This window comes from Allobrachymonas chironomi DSM 19884, assembly GCF_000374625.1.
Lineage (GTDB): Bacteria > Pseudomonadota > Gammaproteobacteria > Burkholderiales > Burkholderiaceae_C > Brachymonas > Brachymonas chironomi.
Map to the genome: position 1 here is coordinate 100,179 of NZ_KB894767.1, position 14,140 is coordinate 114,318.

Consider the following 14,140-nt stretch of genomic DNA (forward strand, 5'->3'; position numbering starts at 1 on the left):
GTGCCGCCAGAACGGAGGGCAAGCCATGTTAGGCTTTGCCGTCTGGTGCTGGCAGCATGCCGGCCAGGGAGGGCGTGAGCATCATGAAGACAATGACGGATACGGAGGTTGGCTGCCATGCGCATCCTGCTGGCTGAAGATGATGAACTGTTGGGTGTCGGGCTGCGGGCCGGCCTGCAGCAGCAGGGCTTCGAGGTCGATTGGGTGCGTGATGGCCAGGCCGCGCTGCGCGAACTGCTGGCGCTGGATTACGAAGCCGCCGTGCTCGATCTGGGCCTGCCGCGCCTGGATGGCATGGAGGTGCTGGCAGCCCTGCGTGAACAGGGTCGCAGCCTGCCGGTGCTGGTGTTGACGGCACGCGATGCCGTACAGTCCCGCATTGCCGGTCTCGATACCGGGGCCGACGACTATGTCGTCAAGCCGGTGGACCTGCATGAACTGGCCGCGCGCCTGCGGGCCCTGGTGCGGCGTGCCCACGGCCTGCAGCAGACCGTGTTGCAGGCCGGGCAGGTGCAGCTGGATCCGGTCGGGCACGTGGTCACGCTGGCCGGTCAGCCAGTCGATCTGGCCCAGCGCGAATATGCGCTGCTGCATGCCCTGATGCGCAACCCGGGCCGCATTCTCAGCCGTGAACAGCTGGAAGCCCAGATCTACTCCTGGGGCAGTGAAGTGGCCAGCAATGCCGTCGAGGTGCATGTCTCGCATCTGCGGCGCAAGCTCGGTGCCAACCTGATCGATACCGTGCGTGGCCTGGGCTACCGCATCGGATCCGGTACGGAGACATGACGATGGCCGGCCGACGTGCTGCATCCTGGTCGCTGGCACGCCGGCTGGTGCTCAGCATCGTGCTGTTGCTGACCCTGATCTGGACGCTGGCCATGGCCAGCATCTACTGGCACACACGCGAACATGTGCACAAGTTGCTCGATCTGCATCTGATGCAGACGGCCGTACTGCTGTCGAACCAGTCGCCCGAGGAAATCGATGATGACGAACTCGAGCATGCACAGAAGCGCAGCAGGGAGCACAAGCTGTCGCCAGGCGAGGAGGACAGTGAATTTGACGACGTGGCCACCATCTTCCAGATCTGGCGCAACGGGGAGCTGATGGCCCACTCCCGTCATGCGCCGCGTCAACCCCTCGCCCAAGGCGGCAGCGGCTTTGCCCAGGCCACGCTGGATGAACGGCGCTGGCGCGTCTACACCGAAGAAATCAACACGCGGGATGGCCGCCTGCGCGTGATGGTGGCCGAGGATCAGCGTCTGCGTGACGACATCGTGTTGGGCAATGTGCGCAGCCTGCTGATCGGGCTGTTGCTGGCCTTTCCGGCCACGGCGCTGCTGGTCTGGTGGCTGGTGCGCCGCGCCATGCGCCCGCTGCAGCAGGCCGGGGCCGCGATTCGCCAGCGGCAGGCACAAAGCCACGCGCCGCTGGAACTGGCGGATGTGCCGCGCGAGGTACAGCCCCTGATCGATGCGCTCAACCAGCTGTTCGGACGCATCGGGGAACTGCTGCACAAGGAGCGCCGCTTCACCGCCGATGCCGCCCATGAGCTGCGCACGCCGATCGCTGCGATCCGCATGATGGCGCAGGTTGCCCAGGGCGCCGGCGACGAGGAGCAACGTCAGCAGGCCCTGGATGGCGTGGTGCAGGGCTGCGATCGCGCCACGCGCCTGGTCGAGCAGTTGCTGCAGCTGGCACGGCTGGAGGCCGAAGCCGATACCGGCACCGAATGGCCGGTCGCCGACCTGATGCCGACACTGGATCCGGTGGTGCAGGATTTGCGGCAGACCCAGGCGGCAGCACATGGCCAGCGCCTGTCCTGGCAGGCTCCCGACACCTTGCCGGCGCGCATGCAGCCGGCGCTGGCGGGCGTGCTGTTGCGCAATCTGCTGGACAACGCCTTGCGCTACAGCCCGGAAGGGGCGGAAGTGCGGGTACTGCTGCAGGCCTTGCCGGAGCAGGGCATGCGCTGGATCGTGGAAGACAGTGGCCCCGGCATGGCCGACGCGGACATGCAGCGTCTGGGCGAACGGTTTTTCCGGGTACTGGGAACCAGGCGCAGCGGCAGTGGCCTGGGCTGGTCCATCGTGCGTCGCATCGCCGCCCTGTATGGCTTGCAGCTGAAGGTGGATCGCAGCCCGGAGCTGGGCGGCCTGCGCGTGCGGCTGGAGGGCTGAGGGCAGGGCAAGCGGTTTCAGTACCGGTTGCAGAAATATGCAGACAACAAAAAACCGCCTGAGGGGCGGTTGTTTGCTGCTTTCGATCGATGGTGCCCAGGAGAGGACTCGAACCTCCACGGAGTTACCCGCTAGTACCTGAAACTAGTGCGTCTACCAATTCCGCCACCTGGGCATCGATTGAAGCTGCTATTGTAGCCACATTTTTTCGTGTTTTGCAAGCCTGCCCAAATTTTTTTATTGGGCTTGTGCAGCAGGTGCTGACACTTGTTTTTTCACGAAACACCGCGTGAAGCGGTATCATGTGTCCTTTGTTGATGGTGCCCAGGAGAGGACTCGAACCTCCACGGAGTTACCCGCTAGTACCTGAAACTAGTGCGTCTACCAATTCCGCCACCTGGGCATCAACTAAGAGGAGCATTGTATCAACAATTCAAACAAAAAAACAAGCCCGGAAAAAGATTTTTCTGCGGAATTCGAGGGTGTGGTGCAAGGGCATCGGGACGGGCACGGTTTCGTGATGGCCGACGATGGCCGTCCGGACCTGTTTCTGCCACCCAACGAGATGCGTGCCGTGCTGCACAAGGACCGCGTCAAGGCGCGCATCGTGCGCCAGGACCGCAAGGGGCGCCCCGAAGGCAAGGTGCTGGAGATCCTGGAGCGCAGCAATCAACCCATCATTGGTCGTCTGTTACAGGAAAACGGTATCTGGCTGGTGGCCCCGGAAGACCGGCGCTACGGTCAGGACGTGATCATTCCCAAGGATGCCATCGCCCAGGCCAATGCCGGTCAGGTGGTGGTGGTCGAGCTGACCGAAGCACCGGCGCTGTACGGCCAGCCGGTAGGCCGCATCGTCGAGGTGCTCGGTGAAGTCGATGATCCCGGCATGGAAATCGAGATTGCCGTACGCAAGTATGGCGTGCCGCATGTGTTTTCCGATGCCTGCCTGCAAGCCGCCAAGGCGCTGCCGGTCACGGTGCAGTCGGATGACTGGCCGGGCCGCATCGATCTGACCGACGTTCCGCTGGTCACGATTGATGGTGAAGACGCACGCGATTTCGACGATGCCGTCTACTGCGAGCCGGCCGTGATCAGCGGCCGGGGCAAGAGTGCGAGCCATGGCTGGCGTCTGCTGGTGGCGATTGCCGATGTCAGCCACTATGTGCGCACCGGCAACGCCATCGACATCGATGCCTACGACCGCGCCACCAGTGTCTACTTCCCGCGCCGCGTGATCCCGATGCTGCCCGAGAAGCTGTCCAACGGCCTGTGCTCGCTCAATCCCGATGTGGATCGCCTGTGTATGGTTTGCGACATGCTGATTACCGATGGCGGCGATTTGCACGGCTACCAGTTCTATCCGGCGGTAATGCACAGCCATGCGCGCTTTACCTATACCCAGGTGGCTGACATCCTGTCCAACACGCGTGGGCTGGAAGCGCGCAAGGCGCAGGATCGTGTCGAGGATCTGATGCATTTGCACGGCGTGTTCAAGGCGCTGCACGGTTCGCGCGAACGCCGCGGCGCGCTCGATCTCGATACGGTCGAGACGCAAATCGTCTGCGACGAGAGCGGCCGCATCGAGAAAATCATTCCGCGCGTGCGCAACGATGCACACCGCCTGATCGAGGAGTGCATGCTGGCAGCCAACGTCTGTGCCGCCGATTTCATCACGCACCACAAGCAGGCGGGCCTGTTCCGCGTGCACGAGGGCCCGACGCCGGAAAAGATCGAGATCCTGCGCAACTTCCTGCGCACCATGGGCGTGCCGCTGAGTGTCAGTGACGAGCCCACGACAGAGGAATTTGCCGCCATCGCCGATGCCACCAAGGACCGGCCCGATGCCGAGCAGATCCACATGATGCTGCTGCGCAGCATGCAGCAGGCGATCTATACGCCCACCAACAGCGGTCACTTCGGTCTGGCCTACGATGGCTACACGCACTTCACCAGCCCGATCCGCCGTTATCCGGACCTGCTGGTGCATCGTGTGATCAAGTCGATTCTGCTGGGGCAGCGCTATGTGCTGCCGGCGTTGCCCACGCCGGGCGAGGCCCATGCCAAGCTGAGCAAGCGTCTGGAAAAAGTGGCAGCCGCACGTGGCCGACCGGCACCGGCGCGCAAGTCCAGCGCCGAAATCCAGGCTTGGGAAGCGGCCGGCCTGCACTGCAGCGCCAACGAGCGTCGTGCCGATGAGGCCAGTCGAGATGTCGAGGCCTGGCTCAAGTGCAAATACATGCGCGATTTCCTCGGCGAGGAATTTGGCGGTCGCGTCACGACCGTCACCAGCTTTGGCCTGTTTGTCACGCTGGATGCGATGTATGTCGAGGGGCTGGTGCATATCACCGAACTCGGTAGCGATTATTTCCGCTTTGACGAGGCGCGCCAGGAGCTGCGTGGCGAGCGCACCGGTGTGCGTTTTGCGCTCGGCAGCCGGGTGCAGGTGCAGGTGATCCGCGTCGATCTCGATGGTCGCCGCATCGACTTCCGTCTGGTGCGCGCCGGTGAGGAGGCGGTGGCAACGGGGGCGGCACAGAAGCGCTCGGGCAGCAAGCGGGCCAATGCCGGCAATCCGGGAGAAGACGGGCAGACCGTGTCCGAGGTCTATGCCGATGACGAGGTGGTGTGGCAGCCGCGCAAGCGCGGCACGCGCACTGCGCGCGACAACCGCTCTGCCACGGCGGCCACCGGCAAGCGCAAGACTGGCAAGGCACCGGCTGCGGCAGCGCGTCTTGGCGTGAAAACGGTATCGGCGGTCAAGCCGGCATCCAAGTCATCCTCGCGTACAACGCGAAAGCCGTCCGGCGGCAAGCGCTAGGCAGGCAGGCGAGGGTGATTCAGCCCGGCAGCCGCTGCAAGGCGGCTGCCAGCTGGCCTGCAGTCAGGGTGCCACGCTCAGCCGGCCACTGTTCGGCGGCATGGCCGTGTGCCTGCACGGCAGCGCAGGCGGTGTCGAAGGCCAGCTGCCATGCGGATCCGCCGGCCTGGCGCGCCTGGGCTTGCGCCCAAAAGGCAGCAATACAGCCTGCCAGCACATCGCCCGTACCAGCCGTAGCCAGTCGCGCATTGCCGGCATGGACGATGACAGGGGCGATGCCCTGATCCGACGGTGCCGCGACCACGCTGCCCGATCCTTTCAGTACCAACATGGCCTGCAGGCGATCTGCCAGTCGGCAGGCAGACTGCAGGCGCTGCTGCTGGACCTCGGCGACCGTGCAGCCCAGCAGGCGCGCGGCTTCCAGCGGGTGGGGCGTGACTATGGTGGGCTGCTCGCGCAACCGCAGCCGTTCTGCCAGGCTGGTATCGGCGGCGATGGCATTCAGCGCATCGGCATCCAGCACCAGCCGGGCGCTGTGTTGCAGCAAGGCAGGCAGCCAGCGGATGATGGCCGTGCCGCCACCGCAGCCGGCGGCCACGCTGGCCGAAGCCAGCGGCAGGCTAGCCAGATCACTGTCGTGCTGCAGAGACCGCTGCATCAGCTCCGCATCGGTCGGCTGCGTGGCATGTGCCGAGAGTGAGCCCAGGTAGACGCGGCCGGCCCCGGCGTGCAGGGCTGCGCGGGCAGCCAATACGGCAGCCCCTTCCATGCCGGCTGCGCCGCCCACGATGCAGACATCGCCGAAGCTGCCCTTGTGGCTGGCATGGGGCGGCGGTGCCGGTAATGTCGCTGTCCCTGGCTGTAGCGCGGCACCCTGTAGCCAGGCGCCGGCCTGGCAGGCGCCGTGCGCTTGCAGTGCAGCAGTGCCCAGATCGTCCCACCAGACCATGCCGGCTGCATCGCGGCCATGGCCGGTGAACAGGCCGGGCTTCAGGCTCAACAGGCTCAGGGTGTGATCGGCATGCACGCATTGGCGCGCACTGCCGCCTTGCAGCCAGTCCCCGCTGTCGGCATCGAGCCCGGTTGGCAGGTCAATCGCCAGCACCGGTGCCGGTGTGGCATGCAGGGCATCGATACAGGCCTGCAGGGTGGCGGAAGGCGCGCGACTGGCCCCGATGCCGAGCAACGCATCAATCGCCAGGTCATGGGCTCGCAGTGCTGTCGGGAGGGCCGTGCTGATGGGGACACCTGCCGCCACGGCCTCGGCGTGGGCAGCGCGCGCATCTTCCGGCAGCCGAAGCGGGTCGGCCAGCAGGGTGACTTCCACCTGGCGTCCCCAGGCTTGCAGCAGCGCGGCAGCCTGCAGGCCGTCGCCGCCATTGTTGCCGGGGCCGCAGGCGATCCAGATGCGTTGTGCATGGGGCGCCAGGGCGCAGGCGAGCCGGGCGATAGCCAGACCGGCGCGCTGCATCAGGGCATGCGGCGGCAGCTGCTGCATCCAGGCCTGTTCGATCTGGCGGCTGCCGGCAACCCCGTGCAGGGGCAGACGCCGGGGCAGGGTGCTGGCATGCAGGCGGGTCAGTGCAACAGATGAAGGACTCAGGGTAGGCATGGCTGTTCGATAAAGCATGGTTGTGCTACAATTTCGCGGCTCTTGCTGATGGCGCTGCCATCCTGCAAGGCTAATCGCAAATCCGCCAATCCAGGTGTTGCCGCAAGCTGTCACGGCTTGCTGGCATGCGAGGCGAATTTTAGACCCAACCTCAGGAGAAAAACCATGTCCATTACCATGCGCGAAATGCTGGAAGCCGGTGTCCACTTCGGTCACCAGACCCGTTTCTGGAACCCCAAGATGGCCCCGTACATCTTCGGTGCCCGCAACAAGATCCACATCGTGAACCTGGAGCAGTCCCTGCCCATGTTCGAAGATGCCATGAAATTCGTCCGCCAGCTGGCTGCCAACCGTGGCACCATCCTGCTGGTCGGCACCAAGCGTGCAGCCCGCGACATCATCGCCGAAGAAGCCAAGCGCGCCGGCATCCCCTACGTCAACCAGCGCTGGCTGGGTGGCATGCTGACCAACTTCAAGACGGTCAAGACCTCCATCAAGCGCCTGAAGGACATGCAGGCCCAGCAGGAAGCTGGCCTGGAGAGCATGAGCAAGAAAGAACAGCTGATGTTCCAGCGCGAAATGGAAAAGCTGGAAAAGGACATCGGCGGCATCCAGGACATGACCAGCCTGCCTGACGCCATCGTCATCGTCGACGTTGGCTACCACAAGATTGCCGTGTCCGAAGCCAAGAAGCTGGGCATCCCGCTGGTCGGCGTGGTCGATACCAACCACAACCCCGACGGCATCGATTACGTGATCCCCGGTAACGACGACTCTGCCAAGGCTGTCGCCCTGTACGCTCGTGGCATCGCCGATGCCGTGCTGGAAGGCCGTGCCAACGCCGTGAACGACGTGGTGCAAGCCGTGACCGAAGGCGAAGACGAATTCGTCGAGGTGGACGACGCCCAGGCGTAAGCCAGGCCGCAGCCTGCCCTCAAGGCATAATCCATGGAAGAGGGGCGTTCATGCCCCTTTTTCGTAACTGAAACATCATTTCAACGAATACGGAGAAACACAATGGCAGCAATTACCGCAAGCATGGTCGCAGAACTGCGTGGCAAGACGGACGCCCCCATGATGGAGTGCAAGAAGGCCCTGACCGAAGCTGACGGCGACATGGCCAAGGCGGAAGAGATCCTGCGCGTGAAGCTGGGCAGCAAGGCTGGCAAGGCCGCTGCCCGCATCACCGCTGAAGGCGCAGTGGGCAGCACCATCGAAGCTGGTGCCGGCTCCCTGATCGAAGTCAACTGCGAAACCGACTTCGTGACCAAGAACGACAGCTTCCTGGCCCTGGTCAAGGCGGCTGCCGACCTGGTGGCCAAGCACAACCCGGCTGACCTGGAAGCCCTGGGCGCGCTGGCCTACGAGCAGGACGGTTTCGGCCCCACGCTGGAAGACGTGCGCAAGGGTCTGATTGGCAAGATCGGCGAAAACATGAGCTTCCGCCGCTTCCAGCAGTTCTCCGGTGGCCAGATGGTGTCCTATCTGCACGGCACCCGCATTGGCGTGATGGTCGAGTTCGACGGTGACGAAACTGCCGCCAAGGACGTCGCCATGCATGTGGCCGCCATGAAGCCGGTTGCCCTGTCCAGCGCCGACGTGCCGGCCGAGCTGATCGAGAAAGAGCGCAGCGTTGCGGTGGCCAAGGCTGCCGAGTCCGGCAAGCCGGCTGATATCGTTGCCAAGATGGTCGAAGGTTCGGTGCAGAAGTACCTGAAGGAAGTGGCCCTGCTGAGCCAGCCTTTCGTCAAGAACGACAAGCAGACGGTCGAGCAGATGCTGAAGGAAAAGAACACCACCGTGAAGGGTTTCACCCTGTACGTGGTGGGCGAAGGCATCGAGAAGAAGGCCGACGACTTCGCTGCTGAAGTGGCTGCCCAGATGGCTGCTGCCAAGCAGGGCTGATTCCCTGGCCAACAAGCCACGTATCGGGGTGTTGCACCCCGATCCGGGGCTTTTTTTTCGTCTCACTACCTGTTTACCCGGATTGTTCCTACCACGCCCTGGAGATTGCCATGACTGCCACCCCACCTGCCATCAAACGTGTCCTGCTCAAGCTGTCCGGCGAGGCCCTGATGGGCGATGACGCCTTCGGCATCAATCGCGAAACCATCAGCCGCATGGCCGATGAGATCGCCGAAGTGGTGCAGCAGGGGGTGGAGGTTGCCATCGTGATCGGTGGCGGCAATATCTTCCGCGGCATGGCAGGCGGTGCCGCCGGCATGGATCGCGCCACGGCGGACTACATGGGCATGCTGGCCACGGTGATGAACGCACTGGCACTGGCGGACACGCTGAACCGCTCGGGTACCATCGCGCGCGTCATGTCCGCCATCAATATCGACCAGGTGGTCGAGCCCTATGTGCGCCCCAAGGCGCTGCAATACCTGGAAGAAGGCAAGGTGGTGGTGTTTGCTGCCGGCACCGGCAATCCCTTCTTCACGACCGATACCGCTGCTGCCCTGCGCGGTGCCGAAATCGGTGCCGAAATCGTGCTCAAGGCGACCAAGGTGGACGGTGTCTACACCGCGGATCCGAAGAAGGATCCTTCCGCCACGCGTTACGACAAGCTGACCTTCGATGAGGCCATCTCGAAGAGTCTGGGTATCATGGATGCCACTGCCTTTGCGCTGTGCCGTGACCAGAAGCTGCCGATCAAGGTGTTCTCCATCTTCAAGCCCGGTGCGCTCAAACGCGTGGCGATGGGTGAAGACGAAGGCACACTGGTATATATTTGAGCACTTGTCCCCGAATCAGATTCCGGAGAGTTCCATGTCCGTAGCCGACATCAAGAAAACCATGCAGACCAAGATGGATCAGTCCATCGAGGCATTCAAGAACAACCTGACCCGGATCCGCACCGGTCGTGCCAACCCGGCGCTGCTGGACAGCGTCCAGGTCGAGTACTATGGCTCCATGGTGCCGCTGAGCCAGGTGGCCAACGTGTCCGCCATTGATGCGCGCACCCTGAGCGTGCAGCCCTGGGAAAAGAACATGGGTGCCAAGATCGAGAAGGCCATCCGTGAAAGCGACCTGGGCCTGAACCCGGCCTCCATGGGGGACCTGATTCGCGTGCCGATGCCGCCGATGACCGAAGAGCGTCGCAAGGAAATGACCAAGCTGGTGCGCCACGAGGGTGAAAGCGCCAAGATCGCCGTGCGCAACCTGCGTCGTGACGCCAACGACGCAGTCAAGAAGCTGGTCAAGGACAAGGAAATTTCCGAGGATGACCAGAAGCGCTCCGAAGCGGATATCCAGAAGATCACCGACAAGGAAATTGCCACGATCGATCAGTTGGTAGCCGGCAAGGAACAGGATATCATGGCTGTTTGAGCCTAGCGCCACCGTGCAAGAGGTGGCGCCACCGAATCCCGAGATATGTCGAAACAAGCATCGGAAGCCTTAGTTCCCCACCACGTGGCCATCGTGATGGATGGCAATGGTCGCTGGGCCAAGAAACGTTTCATGAACCGGCTGGTTGGGCATCGACAGGGGTTGGAAGCCCTGCGCCTCTGTATCAGCCAGTGCATGAAGCGCGGCATCGGTGTGCTGACGGTGTTTGCCTTTTCCTCTGAAAACTGGAGCCGCCCACAAGAAGAGGTAAGTGGCTTGATGGAGTTGATGGGCAAGGCTTTGACACGTGAAGTCCCCAGGCTGCATGATGCTGGTGTACGCATACATTTGGTCGGTGAGCGCAAGGCGCTTAGCGCTAGGTTGCGCGAAGGCTTGGAACAGGCAGAGCGTCTGACCCGCGACAACGAGCGCCTGATCCTGAACGTCTGCTTCAATTACGGTGGCCGTTGGGACATTGTCCAGGCAGCAGCACGCCTGCATGAACAGGGTCTGCCCTTTACCGAAGACAACCTGTCTTCTGCCATGGCCATGAGCCATGTGCCCGATCCGGACCTGATCATCCGCACGGGGGGCGAGTACCGCATCAGCAATTTCCTGCTTTGGCAGAGTGCCTACAGCGAACTCTATTTCAGCGATATCCTCTGGCCCGATTTCGATGCCGCAGCACTGGATGCCGCCATCGAAGACTACGCGCAGCGTGAACGCCGTTTCGGCAAGACCTCAGCCCAGGTGAGCGACCAGGACGACGCATGCTGAAGCAGCGCATCATCACCGCCATCATCCTGCTTGTCGTCCTGCTGGGGGCCTTGCTGGCACCCGGCCATCAGGCCTTCAGCCTGCTCATGGCCCTGGCAATCGCCTGCGCGGCCTGGGAGTGGGCGCGCCTGAGCGGTTTCTCTGGCATGGCGAATATCCTCTGGGCGCTGGTCGCCGTAGCCGGCTGCCTGCTGATGGGCCTGGCGGGCTGGCAGTTGCAGGCAACGCCGGCTGCCACGGCACTGGTCACGGTGGTCAGCCTGCTCTGGCTGCTGGCCACACCGCTGCTGCTGCGCGCTGGCGTGCCCGTGTGGCAGCGCATCCCGCGCTGGCTGCGTATCGTTGCCGGCTTGTTGGTACTGTGGGCGGCCTGGCTGGCGATTGTCCAGCTGTTGGCCCAGCATGGGCCCTGGTATCTGCTGTCAGCCATGGCACTGGTCTGGGTGGCCGATATTGCCGCCTATTTCTGTGGCCGTGCCTTTGGCAAGCGCAAGCTGGCCCCCTCCATCAGTCCGGGCAAGAGCTGGGCCGGGGCGGTCGGCGGAGCGCTGTTTGTCCAGCTTTTTGCCCTGCTGTGCGCCTTCTTCACGACGCCGGAGCAGACGATTTATGCGGATCTGGCGGCACGCAGCCATCCGGTCGTTATGCTGCTGGCAGTGTTGCTGTTGACCATCATGAGCGTGACGGGTGACCTGGTCGAGTCCCTGATCAAGCGCAGTGCCGGCCTGAAAGACAGCAGCCAGCTGCTGCCCGGTCATGGTGGCGTACTCGATCGCATTGATGCCTTGCTGCCTGTCATGCCGATCGCGCTGGCGCTGCTGCTCTGGCTCTCCTGATTTCCGATTTGCGCATGAATGCTTCTTCCCTTGACTGTCTGCAGGTGACCGTGCTGGGAGCCACCGGCTCGATCGGCACCAGTACGCTGGACGTGATGGCACGTCACCCGGAGCGCTACCAGGTGTTCGCGCTGAGTGCGGCGACCCAGGTGGACAAGATGCTGCAACTTTGCAGCACGTATCAGCCGCGTTATGCCGTGATGGCTTCTGAACCCCATGCGCAGGCGCTGCGACAGGCCTGCCGTGAGGCCGGCCTGAAAACGGAGGTGCTTGCGGGCGAACAGGGCCTGATCGACATCTCCTGCCACCCCGAGGTGGATGCCGTCATGGCCGCCATTGTCGGCGCTGCCGGGCTGGCACCCTGTCTGGCCGCTGCGCGCGCCGGCAAACGGCTGATGCTGGCCAACAAGGAGGCACTGGTGGTGGGTGGCCAGGTGTTTCTGGAAGCCGTGCAGCAGGGCGGCGCCACGCTGCTGCCGGTGGACAGTGAGCACTCGGCCATTTTCCAGGCGCTGCCCGAAGACCCGGCCAGCTGGTCGCAGCGTGTCGACAAGATTATCCTGACGGCTTCAGGCGGTCCGTTTCGCATGGCGGATCCGGCCAGCCTGTGCCAGGTGACACCAGAGCAGGCTTGTGCCCATCCGAACTGGAGCATGGGGCGCAAGATTTCGGTCGATTCCGCCACCATGATGAACAAGGCGCTCGAAGTGATCGAGGCGCACTACCTGTTCGGCATGCCGCCAGAGCGCATGGGGGTGGTGATTCACCCGCAGAGCATCATCCACTCCATGGTGCAGTTCCATGACGCCTCCATCGTGGCACAAATGGGTACGCCGGACATGCGCGTACCGATTGCCTATGCCTTGTCCTGGCCGCAGCGCATTGCCAGTGGTGCTGCCACACTGGACTTTTCCAGTCTGGGCGCGATGACCTTCGAATCGGTCGATGCCCATGGCCATCCGGAACGTTTTCCTTCCCTGCCGCTGGTCTGGCAGGTGTTGCGGGCGCAACCGGGCAGCACGGCAGTGCTCAATGCGGCCAACGAGGTGGCTGTGGCCAGCTTTCTCGACGGTCGCATCCGCTTTGACCAGATTCACCGGATCAACGCCGATACCCTGGCGCAAACCAGCTTCCGCAGTCCGGCCTGCCTGGAAGATCTGCTGGAACTGGACCGTTCCTGCCGCGAACGGGCGCAAGCCCTGGTCGGGGCGCTGCAGCCATGACCACGCTGCTGGCCTTCCTGGTCACGCTGGGAGTGCTGATTACCATTCACGAATACGGCCATTACCGGGTGGCACGAGCTTGCGGCGTCAAGGTCCTGAAGTTTTCTGTCGGCTTCGGCAAGACCCTCTGGAGCCGCACGGATCGCCACGGCACTGAGTTTGCCGTTTCCTGGCTGCCGCTGGGGGGCTATGTGCGCATGCTGGACGAGCGCGAAGCGCCCGTGCCCGAAGCGCTGCGTGCGCAGGCCTTCAACACCCAGCCGGTCAGCCGCCGCATGGCGATCGTGGCTGCCGGCCCGGCGGCCAATCTGCTGCTGGCAGTGCTGCTGTATGCCGGTATCGCCTGGAACGGCATGCAGGAGTTCGCTCCGGTGATTGCCCAGCCGCCAGCCGGCAGCATCGCCGAACAGGCGGGGCTGCACAGCGGGCAACAGATCGTCTCGGCACAGGTGGGCAGCGCTGCCGAGGCCGAGCCGGTACTGTCACTGCAGCGCCTGCAGTGGACCGTGCTGCAGGCTGCCATGGATGAACAGGATGTCCAGTTGCAGGTACGTGAGCAGCAGGGCGGAGACACGCGGACGCTGATCCTGCCCCTGGCCGAAGCAGGTCTGGGCAAGGCAGAGCCGCAAGATCTGCAGCGCATTGGCCTGGGTGCTCCCTGGATGGCTCCGGTGGTTGGAGAAATCGTGCCTGGCAAGGCTGCAGAGCGCGCCGGACTGCGACAGGGGGATACTGTCCTGTCGGTGGATGACACGCGTATCCGGGATGCCATGCAGTTGCGCATGCTGATCCGGGACAACGCTGCGGGACAGGTACAGCGCTGGCAGCTGCGCCGTGACGACCAGCTGCTGGAAATCGAACTGAGTCCGGACAGCACACTGGACGGCGAGCAGCGCGTGGGGCAGATCGGTGCCTATCTGGGCGCGCCGCCAGCCATCAGCACGATCCGGCTGGGTCCGCTGGAGGGACTGGCCTATGGCATCGAGCGTACCTGGGATGTCTCGCTGTTCAGCCTGCGCATGATGGGGCGCATGATCACCGGCCAGGCCTCGCTGCAGAACATCAGCGGGCCGTTGAGCATCGCCGAGTTTGCCGGCCGCTCGGCACAGGCCGGAATCACCAGTTTCCTGGGCTTTCTGGCATTGGTCAGTGTCAGTCTGGGTGTACTCAATTTGTTGCCTGTTCCCATGCTGGATGGCGGACACCTGATGTATTATCTCTGGGAATCTGTTACCGGCAAGCCGGTGTCCGAGGCGTGGATCATGCGTTTGCAGCAAGCAGGCATGCTGCTGCTCCTCGGCCTGATGGGCCTGGCCCTGTTCAATGACCTGTCCCGCTGGATGACCTGAGGCCACACCTTG

At 63.5% G+C, this 14,140-nt stretch carries 12 protein-coding genes and 2 tRNA genes; 11 read left to right on the top strand and 3 right to left on the bottom strand.

Features of this window, described 5'->3' with window-relative positions; translation table 11 throughout:
* The first annotated feature begins 117 nt into the window (after window positions 1-117).
* Together C513_RS0105475 and C513_RS0105480 are read left to right on the top strand one after the other, a co-directional pair.
* Entirely contained in the window at window positions 118-786 is a 669-nt protein-coding gene (locus tag C513_RS0105475; protein ID WP_018715030.1) for a response regulator, read from the top strand.
* Between the two features lie 2 nt (window positions 787-788).
* Complete coding sequence (locus C513_RS0105480) at window positions 789-2,180, top strand: ATP-binding protein (RefSeq protein ID WP_051084396.1); 1,392 nt, start codon at window positions 789-791, stop codon at window positions 2,178-2,180.
* A 90-nt stretch (window positions 2,181-2,270) separates the two neighbouring features.
* Here C513_RS0105480 and C513_RS0105485 read toward each other — a convergent pair.
* A tRNA-Leu gene (locus C513_RS0105485) sits at window positions 2,271-2,355 on the bottom strand.
* Between the two features lie 143 nt (window positions 2,356-2,498).
* Window positions 2,499-2,583 (bottom strand) — tRNA-Leu (locus tag C513_RS0105490).
* Window positions 2,584-2,604: 21 nt separating this feature from the next.
* Between C513_RS0105490 and rnr the strand changes: the two genes are divergently transcribed.
* Window positions 2,605-4,998: a ribonuclease R gene (gene rnr / locus C513_RS12825; RefSeq protein ID WP_051084397.1), complete on the top strand. Its 2,394-nt coding sequence runs from the start codon at window positions 2,605-2,607 to the stop codon at window positions 4,996-4,998.
* 19 nt (window positions 4,999-5,017) lie between these two features.
* On the opposite strand, the gene C513_RS0105500 is transcribed toward rnr, so the two are convergent.
* A complete protein-coding gene (locus C513_RS0105500) occupies window positions 5,018-6,610 on the bottom strand; it encodes a bifunctional ADP-dependent NAD(P)H-hydrate dehydratase/NAD(P)H-hydrate epimerase (protein WP_018715033.1) in 1,593 nt (530 codons plus the stop codon).
* 165 nt (window positions 6,611-6,775) lie between these two features.
* Between C513_RS0105500 and rpsB the strand changes: the two genes are divergently transcribed.
* The 8 genes from rpsB to rseP all read left to right on the top strand — a co-directional run bounded on the left by rpsB (window position 6,776) and on the right by rseP (window position 14,128).
* Window positions 6,776-7,525 (top strand): 30S ribosomal protein S2, encoded by a 750-nt coding sequence (gene rpsB, locus C513_RS0105505; RefSeq protein WP_018715034.1) that lies wholly within the window; start codon window positions 6,776-6,778, stop codon window positions 7,523-7,525.
* A 102-nt stretch (window positions 7,526-7,627) separates the two neighbouring features.
* A complete protein-coding gene (gene tsf / locus C513_RS0105510) occupies window positions 7,628-8,515 on the top strand; it encodes a translation elongation factor Ts (protein ID WP_026320584.1) in 888 nt (295 codons plus the stop codon).
* A 110-nt stretch (window positions 8,516-8,625) separates the two neighbouring features.
* Window positions 8,626-9,348, top strand: a complete 723-nt coding sequence (gene pyrH / locus C513_RS0105515; RefSeq protein WP_018715036.1) for a UMP kinase — start codon at window positions 8,626-8,628, stop codon at window positions 9,346-9,348.
* A gap of 34 nt (window positions 9,349-9,382) precedes the next feature.
* Window positions 9,383-9,943 carry a ribosome recycling factor gene (gene frr, locus C513_RS0105520; RefSeq protein WP_018715037.1) on the top strand — a complete coding sequence of 187 codons (561 nt, stop codon included), beginning with the start codon at window positions 9,383-9,385 and terminating at the stop codon, window positions 9,941-9,943.
* A gap of 45 nt (window positions 9,944-9,988) precedes the next feature.
* The gene (gene uppS, locus C513_RS0105525) at window positions 9,989-10,720 is read left to right on the top strand and encodes a polyprenyl diphosphate synthase (RefSeq protein WP_026320585.1); all 732 of its coding nucleotides are present in this window, start codon (window positions 9,989-9,991) and stop codon (window positions 10,718-10,720) included.
* Window positions 10,714-11,556: a phosphatidate cytidylyltransferase gene (locus C513_RS0105530; RefSeq protein ID WP_018715039.1), complete on the top strand. Its 843-nt coding sequence runs from the start codon at window positions 10,714-10,716 to the stop codon at window positions 11,554-11,556. The genes uppS and C513_RS0105530 overlap by 7 nt, the downstream gene beginning before the upstream one ends.
* Before the next feature lie 14 nt (window positions 11,557-11,570).
* On the top strand, window positions 11,571-12,779 hold the full coding sequence (ispC, locus tag C513_RS0105535) for a 1-deoxy-D-xylulose-5-phosphate reductoisomerase (protein ID WP_018715040.1): 1,209 nt from the start codon (window positions 11,571-11,573) through the stop codon (window positions 12,777-12,779).
* Entirely contained in the window at window positions 12,776-14,128 is a 1,353-nt protein-coding gene (gene rseP / locus C513_RS0105540; protein WP_018715041.1) for an RIP metalloprotease RseP, read from the top strand. The genes ispC and rseP overlap by 4 nt, the downstream gene beginning before the upstream one ends.
* Window positions 14,129-14,140: the final 12 nt, after the last annotated feature.